We start from the raw sequence: 15715 nt of genomic DNA on the forward strand, positions 1-15715 counted from the left end.
CGCTCCCACAGGGGATACTCCGCTCCCACAGGGGATACTCGGTCAAATGTGGGAGCGAGCCTGCTCGCGATGGCGTCAGTGAATTTCACCCATAAAAAAACGGCGCTCACGGGCGCCGTTTTTTCATGTCGCAGCGAACACCTTAGTAGTAGGCGTTTTCTTTCTGCGTGTGGTCGGTCACGTCACGGACACCCTTGAGCTCGGGAATACGCTCAAGCAGCGTGCGCTCGATGCCTTCCTTCAGGGTCACGTCAGCCTGGCCGCAGCCCTGGCAGCCGCCACCGAACTTCAGCACGGCGATGCCGTCTTCAACCACATCGATCAGGCTGACCTGACCGCCGTGGCTGGCCAGACCCGGGTTGATTTCGGTTTGCAGGTAATAGTTGATGCGCTCGTTGACCGGGCTGTCAGCGTTGACCATCGGTACTTTGGCGTTTGGCGCCTTGATGGTCAGTTGGCCGCCCATGCGGTCAGTGGCGTAGTCGACCACCGCATCGTCCAGGAATGCTTCGCTGAACGAATCGATGTAAGCGGTGAAGCTTTTGAGCCCCAGCGCTGTATCTTCAGGTTTTTCTTCGCCCGGCTTGCAATAGGCAATGCAGGTTTCGGCGTATTGAGTGCCAGGCTGGGTGATAAAGACCCGAATGCCGATCCCCGGGGTGTTCTGCTTGGAGAGCAGATCAGCCAGATAATCGTGGGCGGCGTCGGTAATAGTAATGGCGGTCATGGAAGTTCCTCGCAGGCTTGGGCGCAGTTTACGCCAATCATCGCGCCGGACAAAGTCCCAGTATTTTTGTCGGGAAAGATCCAGTCGCCGCCAGGGCGACCGGCCGCTCGATCACAGGTTTTCATAGCGATTCATGTCCAGTACGCCCTCTTCCACCGGATCGGTTTCGTGGATATAGCGGCTCAAATCGTGGAAATACTGCCAGAACTGCGGGTGACTGCGACGAATCCCCCAGTGCTCGACGATTTTCTCGAAGCCCTGGGCATCCTTGGCGTTCTCCATCTCAGTGACAAATGCCGGCACTTGTTCAGCGGGAATGTTGAACATGAAGTTCGGGTAGCTGCTGAGCACACCGGGATAAATGGTCAAGGTGTCCAGCCCCGGTTGATAGCGCAACGCCTCGCCCAGCAGGAACGCCACGTTGCTGTGGGCACGGTTGCGCAGCAGGCTGTACACCTCGCGCTTGCCGCTACGACTTTCTATACGCAGCATCGTCGCTTCCGGCAACTGATCGATTACCTTGAGCCCGGCCGCCGGGCGTGCGGTCAGTCGACTCAACGCCTGCTCGGCATTCTGCAAGGCCGGATCGATATTGGGCCGTGAGCAATAAGCGCCATCGCAGCGATTGATCGGATCAGGACTGGCGTTCAGGTCACCATAACGCACCAGCAATTGCTGGACGAAATCGCGCTTCGGGTCTTTCTCGTCGAGTTTCAGCGCAGTCGGCTTATCGTTGTCGATGCTTTCGTAATCCAGCCACATCTTGAATTTGCCGCTGCTCTGATACCAGTCGTCCAGATACCCGTCACGCGAATCGGCCGGCATCAGGCGCAGGAAGTTCTGCTCGGCGCCGTTACGGATCAAGTCGAAATACAGCCGGGTCTGCGCCTGATGGGAAACGTTGCCGAACACGTCGAAGTTGACCGCCAATTGATAATAGGTGCGCTCCAGCAACGGGAAGTCGAACAACCACATGGTCTGTGGCACTTCACCGATCAGGCCCTTGTTCACCGAGGCACTGTCAAAGTGCCGGAAGATGCTCAACAAGGCGTTGTCATTACCGGCCCACAAGGTCGACCAACTCGGCGCGTGTGCCTTGGCGTAGGTGTCACGGCGCAAGGCTTCGTACTCGTTGCGCTTGTCGCGGTAGGCATGCCACAGGCTCAACACGCTGCCGACATCGTCATTCTGGCCAGGCATGGCCAGCAATGGCGTGGCCTTGCCGCGATAACTCGGATCGGTGATGTACAGGTCATGCTCCGGCGCCTGGAAGAACGCCCAGAAGTTGTCGCGGATTACGTCGGTGGCGATCTGCCCACGACAGACCGGGCCGCGAATGAAGGTGCGCACGAAGTATTCGGCGTTATCGAGCATGAACTGATAACGCGCCTGGGCCGGAATCGCCTGGAAGGTCTCGAACGGATTGGCCCGACGTTCCGGGCCATAACCCGGCAAGGCGTGGACCTGCCAGTTGCCGTTGTAGAACAGGGTTTTGATCCGGGCCATTTTCGCCGGGCTCAGCGGATAGGTGATGTGCGTCTTGTGCACAATCACCCCTTGCACCGGCCACAGGCGGTAATACACCTGGGTGCCCGGATCGTCGTTCGGGCGACGGCTGTTGATCAGGTCGATCGGCTGGCCCGTCGGTGTGCGCGAACGCACCCACTGGAAGAAGTGCCCCGGCTCGCCGTCCTTGAAGTAGATATGCGCCAGAAACCAGTGCTCGAACAACCAGCGTGCCACTAGACTTTCACGGGCGCCCGGGGCGTTGAGCAGGCTTTCCCACTGCACCACCTGCAAGGCTTCCCTGGCGCTCGGGACCAGGCCCTGCTGGTCGATTGGCGCACCGGAGGCCAGCCAGCGTTGCAGCGTCTGGTACTGCTGATCGGTCAGCCCGGTCACCGCCAGCGGCATGCCTTCTTTCGGATGGGCGCCGGCGTAGGCCTCGAACTCGCCCGGCATCGGGCACATGTTCTCGCGCTCGAGCCCAAGCACAATCTCTTCCGGCAACTTGGCGTTAGGTTGCAGCGGCGTCCGGTGGCCGAGTTCAAGCATGCGTGCCATCAGCGCAGCCTGGCTGCCCTGGGCATCGAGTACCGAGTAGAAGTCCTTGCGTTGCCAGGCGGCTTTGCCAAAGGCGTCATAAAACAGCCGTGTCGGCTCCGACGCCTTGCTGCGCTCGCCGGCGTAGACCGGAATCTTGTTCGCGCCCCGCACCGCGCCTTCGCCACTGCCCAGATTGAGCTGACAGGCGGCGTCATAGCAGGCATGGCAGGCCACGCATTTTTCAGTGAAGATCGGCTGAACGTCGCGGGTGTATGAGATCGCCGGCGCCGTGCCTTGTGCTGTGGCGGCACTGCTTATAAGCAGCACAAAGAGGCTGATGAAAACGCGATACGACATATCCCTGGTCCCGATCATGAAAAAACGTCGCGATTCTACCGTCCTGGCCCGTTCATCAACATGAGCGATATTCATGCAAAAGCAGCTCATGCTCTAATTGCACACAGGTTTGCTATTATTCCGACCCTTCGTAATGGCCTTACCAGGTAGTCCTAATGTCCGATCGCAGTGCTCGCCTACACGTCCTCAAGCAAGCCCTCAAAGAGCGCATCCTGATTCTCGATGGCGGCATGGGCACAATGATCCAGAGCTTCAAGCTCGAGGAGCAGGACTACCGTGGCAAACGCTTTGCCGACTGGCCAAGCGACGTCAAGGGTAACAACGACTTGCTGGTACTGAGCCGCCCGGACGTGATCGGGGCGATCGAGAAGCAATACCTGGATGCCGGCGCCGACATTCTGGAAACCAACACCTTCAACGCCACCCAGGTATCCCAGGCCGACTACGGCATGCAGGGCCTGGCGTACGAGTTAAACGTAGAAGGTGCGCGCCTTGCACGCAAGGTGGCGGACGCCAAGACCCTCGAAACCCCGGACAAGCCACGGTTTGTCGCCGGTGTCCTCGGCCCGACCAGCCGCACCTGCTCGCTGTCGCCGGACGTGAACAACCCCGGCTACCGCAACGTGACCTTCGATGAGCTGGTGGAGAACTACACCGAGGCTACCAAAGGCCTGATCGAAGGCGGCGCCGACCTGATCCTGATCGAAACCATTTTCGACACCCTGAACGCCAAAGCCGCGATCTTCGCCGTGCAGGGCGTGTTCGAAGAAGTCGGTTTCGAATTGCCGATCATGATTTCCGGGACCATCACCGATGCCTCCGGCCGCACCCTGTCCGGCCAGACCACCGAAGCCTTCTGGAACTCCATTGCCCACGCCAAGCCGATTTCCGTCGGCCTGAACTGCGCCCTTGGCGCCCGTGAACTGCGTCCGTACCTGGAAGAACTGTCGAACAAGGCCAGCACTTACGTGTCGGCGCACCCGAACGCCGGCCTGCCGAACGAATTCGGTGAATACGATGAGCTGCCGGTGGAAACCGCCAAGGTCATCGAAGAATTCGCCCAAAGCGGTTTTCTGAACATCGTCGGCGGCTGCTGCGGTACCACGCCGGGGCACATCGAAGCCATCGCCAAAGCGGTCGCCGGTTACGCGCCACGGCAGATTCCGGACATCCCCAAGGCCTGCCGCCTGTCGGGCCTGGAGCCGTTCACCATCGATCGCAGCTCGTTGTTCGTCAACGTCGGCGAGCGGACCAACATCACCGGTTCCGCCAAGTTCGCCCGCTTGATCCGTGAAGACAACTACACCGAAGCGCTGGAAGTCGCCCTGCAACAGGTCGAAGCCGGTGCGCAGGTGATTGACATCAACATGGACGAAGGCATGCTCGATTCGAAGAAGGCCATGGTGACCTTCCTCAATCTGATCGCTGGCGAGCCGGACATCTCCCGCGTGCCGATCATGATCGATTCGTCGAAATGGGAAGTGATCGAAGCCGGCCTCAAGTGCATCCAGGGCAAGGGCATCGTCAACTCCATCAGCATGAAGGAAGGCGTCGAGCAGTTCATTCACCACGCCAAACTGTGCAAACGCTATGGCGCTGCCGTGGTGGTGATGGCCTTCGACGAAGCCGGCCAGGCCGACACCGAAGCGCGCAAGAAGGAGATCTGCAAACGCTCCTACGACATTCTGGTCAACGAAGTCGACTTCCCGCCGGAAGACATCATCTTCGACCCGAACATCTTCGCCGTCGCCACCGGTATCGAAGAGCACAACAACTACGCGGTCGACTTCATCAACGCCTGCGCCTATATCCGTGACGAACTGCCTTACGCGCTGACCTCGGGCGGCGTGTCCAACGTGTCGTTCTCGTTCCGTGGCAACAACCCGGTGCGTGAAGCGATCCACTCGGTGTTCCTGCTGTATGCGATCCGCAACGGCCTGACCATGGGTATCGTCAACGCCGGTCAACTGGAGATCTACGACCAGATCCCGGCCGAACTGCGCGACGCCGTCGAGGACGTGATCCTCAACCGCACCCCGGACGGCACCGACGCGCTGCTGGCGATTGCCGACAAGTACAAGGGCGATGGCAGCGTCAAGGAAGCCGAGACCGAAGAATGGCGCAGTTGGGACGTCAACAAGCGTCTGGAGCACGCGCTGGTCAAAGGCATCACCACGCACATTGTCGAAGACACCGAAGAATCCCGGCAGTCCTTCGCCCGGCCGATCGAGGTCATCGAAGGCCCGCTGATGTCTGGCATGAACATCGTTGGCGACCTGTTCGGCGCCGGCAAGATGTTCCTGCCGCAGGTGGTGAAATCCGCCCGCGTGATGAAGCAGGCGGTGGCGCACCTGATCCCGTTCATCGAACTGGAAAAAGGCGACAAACCGGAAGCCAAGGGCAAGATCCTGATGGCCACGGTCAAGGGCGACGTCCACGACATCGGCAAGAACATCGTCGGCGTGGTGCTCGGCTGTAATGGCTACGACATCGTCGACCTCGGCGTGATGGTCCCGGCCGAGAAAATCCTGCAAGTGGCCAAGGAGCAGAAGTGCGACATCATCGGCCTGTCCGGCTTGATCACGCCTTCGCTGGACGAGATGGTCCATGTGGCTCGCGAGATGCAGCGCCAGGATTTCCATCTGCCGCTGATGATCGGTGGCGCGACCACCTCCAAGGCTCACACGGCGGTGAAGATCGAACCCAAGTACAGCAACGACGCGGTGGTCTACGTCACCGACGCTTCTCGCGCGGTCGGCGTGGCGACGCAGTTGCTGTCCAAGGAACTGAAGGCCGGTTTTGTCGAGAAAACCCGCGAGGAATACATCGAAGTCCGCGAGCGCACGGCTAACCGCAGCGCCCGCACCGAACGCTTGAGCTACCCGGCGGCGATCGCCAAGAAGCCGCAGTTCGACTGGAGTTCTTACGAACCGGTCAAGCCGACGTTCACCGGCGCCAAGGTGCTGGACAACATCGACTTGAAGGTGCTGGCCGAGTACATCGACTGGACACCGTTCTTCATCTCCTGGGACCTGGCCGGTAAATTCCCGCGCATCCTCCAGGACGAAGTAGTCGGCGAAGCCGCCACCGCGCTGTACGCCGACGCTCAGGAAATGCTCGCCAAACTGATCGACGAGAAGCTCATCAGCGCCCGTGCGGTGTTCGGCTTCTGGCCGGCCAATCAGGTGCACGACGATGACCTGGAAGTCTACGGCGATGACGGCAAGCCGTTGGCCCGCTTGCATCACCTGCGCCAGCAGATCATCAAGACCGACGGCAAGCCGAACTTCTCCCTGGCCGACTTCGTCGCGCCGAAAGACAGCGGCATTACCGACTATGTCGGTGGTTTCATCACCACCGCCGGGATCGGCGCCGAAGAAGTCGCCAAGGCCTATCAGGACGCTGGCGACGACTACAACTCGATCATGGTCAAGGCACTGGCCGACCGTCTGGCCGAGGCCTGTGCCGAATGGCTGCACCAGCAGGTTCGTAAAAACTACTGGGGTTATGCCAAGGACGAGGCCCTCGACAACGAGGCGCTGATCAAAGAGCAATACACCGGCATCCGCCCTGCCCCGGGCTATCCGGCCTGCCCGGACCACACCGAGAAAGGCACGCTGTTCTCGTTGCTGGACCCCGAGGCCAGCGAAATGCACGCCGGTCGCAGCGGAGTGTTCCTCACCGAACACTACGCGATGTTCCCGGCCGCCGCCGTCAGCGGCTGGTACTTCGCCCACCCACAGGCGCAATACTTTGCCGTCGGCAAAATCGACAAGGATCAAGTGCAAAGCTACACCGCTCGCAAAGGCCAGGAGCTGAGCGTGAGTGAACGCTGGCTAGCACCGAACCTCGGTTACGACAACTAAGGATCAAAAGATCGCAGCCTACGGCACACAATAAAGCGCAGCGCCCGCCCCCCACCACTCAACAGGCCGAGCGTTAGCTCGCCTGCCGCCGTTGATCTTGATCCACCCGCCCCTTCGGGAGGCCGAGTGGAGGTGTTCATCAGGGGGGGGCGCGCAGCGCCGTTCGACGAAGTCGAACACATCGAGAGGAGGTCGTAGCGAAGCAGACCGTAGGCGATGCCCCCTGATGAATGCCGGAGCGAGGGAACGCCGAGCCTAGGCGAGGTGCCGGACGCTTGGGGCGAAGCCTTTTGCTTACTTTTCGGCGTCTGGAAAAGTGAGTCGCCGTCAGGGCGAAACCCTAAGTGGCCGTTACCGCAGGAATGGATATGTACACCTGCAAGAGGTTGGTCGGCTGTCAGGCCGTCATCGCGAGCAGGCTCACTCCCACAATGGATTGGTGTACATCTGCGAGAGATAGGTCGGCTGTCAGGCCGCCTTCGCGAGCAAGCCCGCTCCCACATTTGGACTGTGTACATCTGTGAGAAATGGGTCGGCTTTCAGGCCGCCAGGATCAACCGCCAAATGCATCCTTGAGGAAACCCGGTGCGATATAGCGCTGGTAATGCGCTTCCGACAGCAGGAAGAATTCCCGATCAATGGCATCACGCAACTCCGGCAAGTTCCAATCGCGGAACTCCGGCAGCAACACCATCCCGTAGGCCTCCAGATTGTTGATCACCCGCGCCCCCCGGGCAATCAACTGGTACGCCCAGCAATATTCCGACTGATGCGGCACAAAACGAATCTTGCGCTGCTCCAGCTGCTCACGCAGACGCCAGGGATCGAAAATCTCGAGTTTCCCGGCCATCACTTGCACCAACAGCTGCTCAAGACGCAGCCAGACCGCGCGCTTTTCTTCCTCGTTGTAACCGTTCCAGTGAATCACCTCATGGTGGAAACGCTTGCAGCCGCGACACACCAGATCACCGTAAACAGTGGAACAGAGGCCGACACAGGGAGTCTTGATGGTTTGATTGGGCATAGGTAGGCAGAACGCGAGAAAGCAAAACAGGTCGGCATGTTAGCCCTTTGTCTAACATTCATCACCCCTCAAAGTTCAGGGCCTAACTTACCTTTAATTTTTTTTTGCCGTAGAATCAGCCAGCCTTTTAAGGCGCCAATGTCCGTTAGAAGCTGTTTTCAAAGCGTCACGAGCACAGTCGTTCCTTCAGAGCGGTGTTGGCGAAGGGTTTTTCCAGCGGGGAAAAACCCAACGCCAACCCTCATCAGCTCCCCGTTCTGCAGGCGTAAAACTTTGAAAGCAGCTTCTGTAAGGAATTGTCGGTAATTCTGGCTAAGCGGCCCACAACGCCACGCAGCGCATGAGTACGGCAATTTCGGGATGAGCGTCCCGGACACCCATTTGGGACCACTGATGAGGGTAATAACTGTGCTTGAAGCCTACCGCAAACATATCGAAGAGCGTGCAGCACTGGGTATCGTTCCCCAGCCGCTTAACGCCGAACAAACTGCAGGCCTGGTTGAGCTGCTGAAGAATCCTCCTGCTGGCGAAGAAGCTTTCCTCGTTGACCTGATCACCAATCGCGTTCCGCCTGGAGTGGACGAAGCAGCCTATGTAAAGGCCGGCTTCCTGTCCGCGTTGGCCAAAGGCGAAGCCACTTCCCCCCTGATCGACAAAAAGCGCGCTGTTGAACTGCTTGGCACCATGCAAGGCGGCTACAACATCGTGACCCTGGTTGACCTGCTCGACTCCGCCGAACTGGCCGCCGTCGCTGCTGCGCAACTCAAGCACACCCTGCTGATGTTCGATGCTTTCCACGACGTCGCGGAAAAAGCCAAGAACGGCAACGTCCACGCTCAGGGCGTACTGCAATCCTGGGCTGACGGCGAGTGGTTCAAGAACCGCCCGGTGCTGGCCGACAAGATCAGCCTGCGCGTGTTCAAGGTCACCGGCGAAACCAACACCGACGACCTGTCCCCTGCTCCTGATGCCTGGTCGCGTCCAGACATCCCGCTGCACGCCCTTGCCATGCTGAAAATGGCCCGTGACGGTATCGTGCCGGACGAGCAAGGCGTCACCGGTCCGATGAAGCAGATCGAAACCATGCGCGGCGAAGGTTTCCCGATCGCCTACGTCGGCGACGTCGTGGGTACCGGTTCTTCGCGTAAATCGGCAACCAACTCGGTGCTGTGGTTCTTCGGCGACGACGTTCCTTACGTGCCGAACAAGCGCGCTGGCGGTTTCTGCTTCGGCAGCAAAATCGCTCCGATCTTCTACAACACCATGGAAGATGCCGGCGCACTGCCAATCGAATTCGACGTCACCAACATGAACATGGGCGACGTGATCGACCTGTACCCTCATGCTGGTAAAGTCTGCAAACACGGCACTGATGAAGTCCTGACCACCTTCGAAATGAAGACCCCGGTCCTGCTCGACGAAGTCCGTGCTGGCGGTCGTATCCCGCTGATCATCGGCCGTGGCCTGACCGAGAAGGCGCGTGCCGAACTGGGCCTGCCACCGTCCGACCTGTTCAAGAAACCGGAAGCTCCGGCTGAAAGCACCAAGGGTTTCACCCTGGCGCAAAAAATGGTCGGCAAGGCGTGCGGCGTAGCCGGCGTTCGTCCAGGTACCTACTGCGAACCGAAAATGACCACCGTCGGTTCCCAGGACACCACTGGCCCGATGACCCGTGACGAACTGAAAGACCTGGCGTGCCTGGGCTTCTCGACCGATCTGGTGATGCAGTCCTTCTGCCACACCGCGGCCTATCCAAAGCCGATCGACGTCACCACTCACCACACCCTGCCAGACTTCATCATGACCCGCGGCGGCGTTTCCCTGCGTCCGGGCGACGGCATCATCCACAGCTGGCTGAACCGCATGCTGCTGCCGGACACCGTCGGCACCGGCGGTGACTCGCACACCCGTTTCCCGATGGGTATCTCGTTCCCGGCCGGTTCCGGTCTGGTCGCGTTCGCCGCAGCCACTGGCGTGATGCCACTGGACATGCCGGAATCGATCCTGGTGCGCTTCAAAGGCAAAATGCAACCGGGCGTCACCCTGCGTGACCTGGTTCACGCCATTCCTTACTACGCGATCCAGGCTGGCCTGCTGACCGTAGAGAAGAAAGGCAAGAAGAACGCCTTCTCCGGCCGCATCCTGGAAATCGAAGGCCTGGACAACCTGAGCATCGAGCAAGCTTTCGAGCTGTCCGACGCCTCGGCTGAACGTTCGGCTGCCGGGTGCACCATCAAGCTGTCGAAAGAGTCGATCACCGAGTACCTGAGCTCCAACATCACCCTGCTGCGCTGGATGATCGGCGAAGGCTACGGCGATGCGCGCACCCTGGAACGTCGTGCTCAAGCGATGGAAGCCTGGATTGCCAACCCTGAGCTGATGGTTGCCGATGCTGACGCCGAATACGCTGAAATCATCGAAATCGACCTGAACGACATCAAGGAGCCTGTGCTCTGCGCGCCGAACGATCCGGACGACGCCCGTCTGCTGTCCAGCGTTGCTGGCGAGAAGATCGACGAAGTGTTCATCGGTTCGTGCATGACCAACATCGGTCACTTCCGCGCTGCCGGTAAACTGCTGGATCAGGTCAAGGGTCAGCTGCCAACCCGTCTGTGGCTGTCGCCGCCGACCAAGATGGACGCTCACCAACTGACCGAAGAAGGCTACTACGGCATCTACGGCAAGGCTGGCGCGCGCATGGAAATGCCGGGCTGCTCGCTGTGCATGGGTAACCAGGCTCGCGTTGAACCGAACTCCACCGTAGTGTCGACCTCGACCCGTAACTTCCCGAACCGTCTGGGCGATGGCGCCAACGTCTACCTGGCTTCGGCCGAGCTGGCGTCGGTTGCTTCGATCCTGGGTCGCCTGCCGACCGTCGAGGAGTACATGGCCTACGCGAAAGAAATCGACACCATGGCCAGCGATGTCTATCGCTACCTGAGTTTCGACCAGATCGCCGAGTTCCGTGAAGCTGCAGCGAACGCCAACATCCCGGTCGTTCAAGCCTAACGCCTGTGGCGAGAGAGCTTGCTCCCTCGCCACAAAAAAACGCCGCGCATCGTAAGGTGCGCGGCGTTTTTTTTATGCCCGAAGGTTTTTGCCCTTAGCCTTTAAGCGCCTCCTGCACCGCCCCGTCGACGCTCAAGTCACAGAGAGTGACCCGCAAACGCTTGACTTCCGGTAGCACCGAGAGTGCCGCTTGCGCCTCGAGCTTAAGACGCGCCAGCACCAGGCGCTTGCCTTCGTTGTGTACCCGCAAGAAAAACTCCTGCAACGCCTCAATGCTGGTGCCGTCCAGGTTCGGTGACTCTTCCAGGCTGAGAATCACCGTATGAATCGGCGTTTCAGAGTGCCGAATCAAGTGCAAGGCACCGCCAAGAATTCGCTCCGCGTTAGCAAAAAACAGCGCTTCGCCCGGTCGGACAATCAGCATCCCTGGCACGGCCTTGGCCAAGGGATGACGTTGCACGTCGACGAAATCGTGCCCGGTGCCGATGTGCCCGAGAACCTGGATATCCGCCGCCGACATCTGCTTGAGCATCAGCAGCACACTGATCGCCACCGCCACCAGCAAACCGTCCAGCACCCCCAACACCAACACGGCCGCCACGGCGCAGATCACCAGCAGGCGATCACGTCGCCAGACAAAATAGCGCCCCAACGGTTGCAGGCTCAAGCCACGGCCCAGCGCGTGCATGACGATCGCGGCCAGTATCGGCTCAGGGGTCAAGGCGATATAAGGCAACACCGTCAGGACAATGATCAGCACCACCAGCGCTGCCACGCCCCCGGAAAATCGCGACGTCGCACCGGCGGCCTCATTCGCGGAAGTTGCGGAATAGCCTGCCCCTGCCGGCATCCCGTGAAACAACCCGGATAGCAGGTTCGACGCCCCCAGCGCCAGCAAATCCCGGTTCGAGGACACCCGATCACCGTGCTTGAGTGCAAACGAGCTGATCGAGCCGTAGGACTCCGCATACAGGATCATCACCATGGCAAAGCCCAGTTCCCCCAGGCGTAACCAGTCGGCAAAGGGCAGCACCGGCAGCTTCGGTACCTCAAGGCCAAGGTCGATAACCCCGATCATCCGGACCCCGTAGGCCGGCAGGTTCAGCCATTGCCCCGCCGCGATGCCGATCACCACCACCAGCAAGCCACCCGGCAAGCGCCGGAGCCGCCCGAATAACCACAACAAGGCCAGCGCCACTGCCGCCACGCCGGCGGCGACCCAGTTCCACTGAGGCAGTTGCTCCAGCAACTCCGGCAAAAAACGAATCGGATTGCCGTTGCTCAGGTGCACGCCGACTACGCTGGCGAGCTGTTTAAGGATGATCGTCAGCGCCAGGCCAAAGGCAAAGCCGCGTAATACCGGCTTGGCGATGAACGACGTCACCTTGCCAAGCTTGAACAATCCAGCCAGTAAAAAGAACGCGCCGGTCACCAGTACCAGACCGATGGCCAGGCTTGCGCGCAATTGCGGGTCGCCATTGGCCAGTGTCGCGGTGGCGGCCGCCAGCACGGCGGCTGACGAAGAGGTTGCGGAAACGATAGCAAACCGGCTGGTGCCAAACAGTCCATAGCAGAGTAACCCGGCGAACAGCGCAATCACCCCGGCCTGCGGCGCCAGGGCGGCAATACTGGAGTAAGCGACAGCCTCTGGCAGCAACAAACCGGCAATCGACAGCCCGGCCAACAGGTCCTGCCAGCGATTCGGACACTCCGGTGTGATTTGGGATGAAGTTATCAGCGGATCAGTCGGCAATCAGGTGTCTCCAGACAATCAATTTCAAGTCGGCCAGATCGACAACGGCACAAAACAGGACATCGATCACACTGCTTTGCAGGCACAAGCGTAGCCTCTAATCCGCAATGGCACGTGAGCTGGATCAGTTTGCCCCCGATAACCCGCACAGAGGGTCGCGTCGAGCTTTTCGACCGAGCAAAAAAAACGGCCGCTGCGCGTATAAAGCGCAGCGGCCGTTGCCTCACTGAATCAGGCGCTCAGCGAATAGATCAACGCCGAAATCGCCACCAGGCCCACCAATGTCACGAAGACGTTGGAGGCTTGGCCGCGATAACGCGCCATGGCCGGCACCTTGCGGATCGCGTACATCGGCATCAGGAACAGAATCGCTGCGATGACCGGGCCACCGAGGGTCTCGATCATCCCCAGGATGCTCGGGTTCAGTGTGGCGACGATCCAGCAGATCACCAGCATGAACGCTGCGGTCATACGGTCCAGGGTCTTCGGTGCCGGACGACGACCGCTCTTGACGATCAGCCCCTTGAGGCCTTCGCTGGCGCCGATGTAGTGGCCCAGGAATGACTTGGAAATCGCCACGAACGCAATCAACGGCGCGGCGAACGCGATCGTCGGGTTGCTGAAATGGTTGGCCAGGTACGACAGGATCGACAGGTTCTGCGCCTTGGCCTCGGCCAGTTGTGCGGGCGACAGGGTCAGCACGCAACTGAAGACGAAGAACAGCACCATCACCACCATCAGGGTGTGAGCGCGGGAGAGGATTTGCGAGCTGCGCTCTTCGGCGTGCACGCCATAACGACGCTTCTGGTCCACCGCAAAGGCCGAGATGATCGGCGAGTGGTTGAACGAGAACACCATCACCGGAATCGCCAGCCACAGCGTGTGCAGCAACGCCGAAGGCGCGGGCAAGGTGCTCGCGGTGGCGAGAATGCCGCCGTTCCAGTGCGGGATCAAAAACACTGCCAGAAACAGCAACGCAACGATGAACGGGTACACCATCAGGCTCATGGCCTTGACGATCATCTGCTCGCCGCAGCGCACCACGGCCAGCAAACCGAGGATCAGCACGAACGACAGAATCGCCCGTGGCGGCGGCATGATGTGCAACTGGTGCTCGAGGAAACTGCCCACGGTGTTGGTCAGCGCAACGCTGTAGATCAGCAGGATCGGGAAGATCGCGAAGAAGTACAGCAAGGTGATCAGGGCGCCGGCCTTGATCCCGAAATGCTCTTCGACGACTTCGGTGATGTCTGCCCCTGCGCGACCGGACAACACGAAGCGGGTCAGGCCACGGTGTGCAAAAAAGGTCATGGGGAACGCCAGCAACGCCAGGATCAACAGCGGCCAGAAACCGCCAAGGCCTGCATTGATCGGCAAAAACAGGGTACCCGCACCAATCGCCGTGCCAAACAGGCCCAGCATCCAGGTAGTGTCATGGCGATTCCAGCTGCTGAGGCTCGCTGGTGCCGCCGCTTCATAGCGTTCATCAACGCTATTGGCCTGATCATTCATCCGGTCAGATCTCCGCATTCCGGTCACTTGCCACTCGGTCAGGACGAGTCAGAAAAGGCTGACAGGCAGCGCCCTGGCCGAAACAGGGGCGCGATTGTCCGGGATTAATCAGCAGAAGCAAAGACTTAGCTGAGGAATGGTTGTGCGGATCAGATACTCGGGAATGGCTTTGCGCGCCACAGCCCACACAATCCGCCGGCTGAACGCGAGCAATCCGAAGAAACTGCTTTATAGGGGGGCGTTTAATAGTGAGCTGAGTGCACTCAATAGACGCCAGGTTCTGACGCGCTGAAAAGATCGTCCGAAGGCTCGGGCCGCATTCGGGCGATCTTTTGATCTCGCTTTCATTACTTTCCTCAGCTCCTACACTGAGTTCTGCGACTTTTGGTGATTGCCAAACCGATCCGGAGTCAGCAACCTGACGCGACATTCGAGCCCCGACATTCCGTGCCTACAGGAGCCCAGCATGCCTGCAACCGTACTGGTACTGGTTGAAACCATTAACGACTACCTGCCGATTCTCGAACATCAAGGCTTCCACCTGATTCTCGCCCCCACCCCCGCCGAGCGTGCCCAGGCCATCGCCAGTCACCGCGGGCAGATCGATGCCGTGCTGACGCGCGGCCCGCTGGGGCTGTATGCCGACGAAATCGCCGCGCTGGCGAACCTGAAAATCATCTGCGTGATCGGTGCCGGATACGAGCAGGTCGATCTGCAAGCCGCCAGCGATCGGGGCATAACCGTCACCAATGGCGCTGGCGTCAACGCCTCGTCGGTGGCCGATCATGCGATGGCCTTGTTGCTGTCGCTGGTGCGTGACATCCCTCGGTGCGACGCGGCGGTGCGCCGCGGTGAATGGCCGAAGATCATGCGCCCGTCACTGGCCGGCAAGCGCCTGGGTGTTCTGGGGCTGGGCGCCGTCGGCATGGCCATCGCCAAACGTGCCGCCAATGGCTTCGACATGACGGTGAGTTACCACAGCCGCCAGTTGCTCAGCGACGTCCCCTACGACTTTTGCTCGACGCCCACCGAACTGGCCCGGGCCTCCGACTTTCTGATCGTTTGCACGCCCGGCGACATCGGCACGCAGCACCTGGTCAACAAGCAGGTGCTGGATGCCTTGGGTCCCCAGGGTTTTATCGTCAACATTGCCCGCGCCAGCGTGGTTGCTACCAGCGACCTGATCAGCGCGCTCGAGCAACGGCGGATCGCCGGTGCCGCGCTCGATGTATTTGATGAAGAGCCTCAGGTGCCGGATGCGCTCAAGGCATTGAGCAATGTGGTCCTCACGCCGCATGTGGCCGGCCTGTCGCCGGAAGCGACCAAGGGAACCGTTGAACTGGTCGGGCAGAACCTGATGGCGTTTTTCTCCGATCGTCCGGTGTTGACGCCCATCAAGTTGCCCAAGCCGCTCTGAGAGG

General features: G+C 60.1%; 8 protein-coding genes. 3 read left to right on the forward strand and 5 right to left on the reverse strand.

Annotated features, from left to right (window positions below):
- Window positions 1-142: 142 nt before the first annotated feature.
- Together nfuA and AC1DHT_RS12370 are read right to left on the reverse strand one after the other, a co-directional pair.
- Window positions 143-727 (reverse strand): Fe-S biogenesis protein NfuA, encoded by a 585-nt coding sequence (gene nfuA / locus AC1DHT_RS12365; protein WP_007946504.1) that lies wholly within the window; start codon window positions 725-727, stop codon window positions 143-145.
- Window positions 728-838: 111 nt separating this feature from the next.
- Window positions 839-3130, reverse strand: coding sequence for a fatty acid cis/trans isomerase (locus AC1DHT_RS12370; protein ID WP_427536601.1), 2292 nt, complete (start codon window positions 3128-3130; stop codon window positions 839-841).
- Between the two features lie 155 nt (window positions 3131-3285).
- On the opposite strand from AC1DHT_RS12370, the gene metH reads away from it, so the two are divergent.
- Complete coding sequence (metH, locus tag AC1DHT_RS12375; protein ID WP_427536599.1) at window positions 3286-6996, forward strand: methionine synthase; 3711 nt, start codon at window positions 3286-3288, stop codon at window positions 6994-6996.
- Window positions 6997-7549: 553 nt separating this feature from the next.
- On the opposite strand, the gene AC1DHT_RS12380 is transcribed toward metH, so the two are convergent.
- Window positions 7550-8020 (reverse strand): DUF1289 domain-containing protein, encoded by a 471-nt coding sequence (locus AC1DHT_RS12380; RefSeq protein ID WP_427536597.1) that lies wholly within the window; start codon window positions 8018-8020, stop codon window positions 7550-7552.
- 408 nt (window positions 8021-8428) lie between these two features.
- Between AC1DHT_RS12380 and acnB the strand changes: the two genes are divergently transcribed.
- On the forward strand, window positions 8429-11029 hold the full coding sequence (acnB, locus tag AC1DHT_RS12385; RefSeq protein WP_427536645.1) for a bifunctional aconitate hydratase 2/2-methylisocitrate dehydratase: 2601 nt from the start codon (window positions 8429-8431) through the stop codon (window positions 11027-11029).
- A gap of 94 nt (window positions 11030-11123) precedes the next feature.
- Here acnB and AC1DHT_RS12390 read toward each other — a convergent pair whose 3' ends face one another.
- Entirely contained in the window at window positions 11124-12782 is a 1659-nt protein-coding gene (locus AC1DHT_RS12390) for a SulP family inorganic anion transporter (protein WP_427536595.1), read from the reverse strand.
- A 231-nt stretch (window positions 12783-13013) separates the two neighbouring features.
- Complete coding sequence (locus tag AC1DHT_RS12395; protein WP_427536593.1) at window positions 13014-14294, reverse strand: serine/threonine transporter; 1281 nt, start codon at window positions 14292-14294, stop codon at window positions 13014-13016.
- Window positions 14295-14760: 466 nt separating this feature from the next.
- On the opposite strand from AC1DHT_RS12395, the gene AC1DHT_RS12400 reads away from it, so the two are divergent.
- Window positions 14761-15711, forward strand: a complete 951-nt coding sequence (locus AC1DHT_RS12400; protein WP_442114514.1) for a 2-hydroxyacid dehydrogenase — start codon at window positions 14761-14763, stop codon at window positions 15709-15711.
- Window positions 15712-15715: the final 4 nt, after the last annotated feature.

Source organism: Pseudomonas sp. 05N432, assembly GCF_056396945.1.

Excerpts from the sequence above, each read along its gene's own strand:
- nfuA (WP_007946504.1), bottom strand. The coding sequence starts at position 727 with ATGACCGCCATTACTATTACCGACGCCGCCCACGATTATCTGGCTGAT.
- AC1DHT_RS12370 (WP_427536601.1), bottom strand. The coding sequence starts at position 3,130 with ATGTCGTATCGCGTTTTCATCAGCCTCTTTGTGCTGCTTATAAGCAGT.
- metH (WP_427536599.1), top strand. The coding sequence starts at position 3,286 with ATGTCCGATCGCAGTGCTCGCCTACACGTCCTCAAGCAAGCCCTCAAA.
- AC1DHT_RS12380 (WP_427536597.1), bottom strand. The coding sequence starts at position 8,020 with ATGCCCAATCAAACCATCAAGACTCCCTGTGTCGGCCTCTGTTCCACT.
- AC1DHT_RS12395 (WP_427536593.1), bottom strand. The coding sequence starts at position 14,294 with ATGAATGATCAGGCCAATAGCGTTGATGAACGCTATGAAGCGGCGGCA.
- AC1DHT_RS12400 (WP_442114514.1), top strand. The coding sequence starts at position 14,761 with ATGCCTGCAACCGTACTGGTACTGGTTGAAACCATTAACGACTACCTG.